This window comes from Pseudomonas sp. EA_65y_Pfl1_P113 (assembly GCF_963970525.1).
Classification (GTDB): domain Bacteria; phylum Pseudomonadota; class Gammaproteobacteria; order Pseudomonadales; family Pseudomonadaceae; genus Aquipseudomonas; species Aquipseudomonas tritici.
The window spans coordinates 1-602 of the sequence record NZ_CAXAQM010000245.1; the positions used below are offsets into that span (position 1 = coordinate 1).

The following is a 602-nucleotide window of genomic DNA, read 5'->3' on the forward strand; positions in this document are numbered from 1 at the left end:
AGGGCTTTGGCTCCTACGGTTTCCCGGAAAGCCATGCCGCGAGCTTCGCGCTGATCGCCTACGCGAGCAGCTGGGTGAAGTGTCATCATCCGGATGCCTTTTGCGCAGCGTTGTTGAACGCGCAGCCGATGGGTTTTTACGCGCCGGCGCAGATTGTGCGTGACGCGCGCCAGCACGGTGTAGAGATCCGCCCAATCGACGTGAACCACAGCCGATGGGACTGCACGCTGGAGCCCGTAAGAGGCAAATATCTCGCCGTAAGGCTTGGTCTTCGCATGGTCCGTGACCTGGCGAACGGGGACGCAGCATCGATCGTGAGCTCACGGGCGGACACACCTTACGAGAGTATCGAGGAGATCCAGCGCCGCTCTGGCGTCGGCCGCGGCGCGCTTGACCGGATCGGTGCGGCCGATGGGTTCGGGTCGCTAGGAGGCACCCGACGCGAGGGTCTGTGGAGCGTGAAAGGCCTCGGTCGGCCCCTTTTCTTTTTTACCCTGCGTTTCATCGGTCGCGGCGACCGAATGCGGGCGCGATCCCCGCTATAATGGAACAAGGATAACAGGAGTTTGAGCATTGTCGCTGCGCATTAGAGAGATAGCCGA

Annotated in this window: 1 pseudogene; it reads left to right on the top strand. The window is 61.8% G+C overall.

Annotation, left to right across the window (positions count from 1 at the left end):
• Positions 1 to 545: pseudogene (gene dnaE2, locus AACY52_RS29390) on the top strand (error-prone DNA polymerase); the annotation flags it as partial.
• Positions 546 to 602 lie beyond the last annotated feature (57 nt).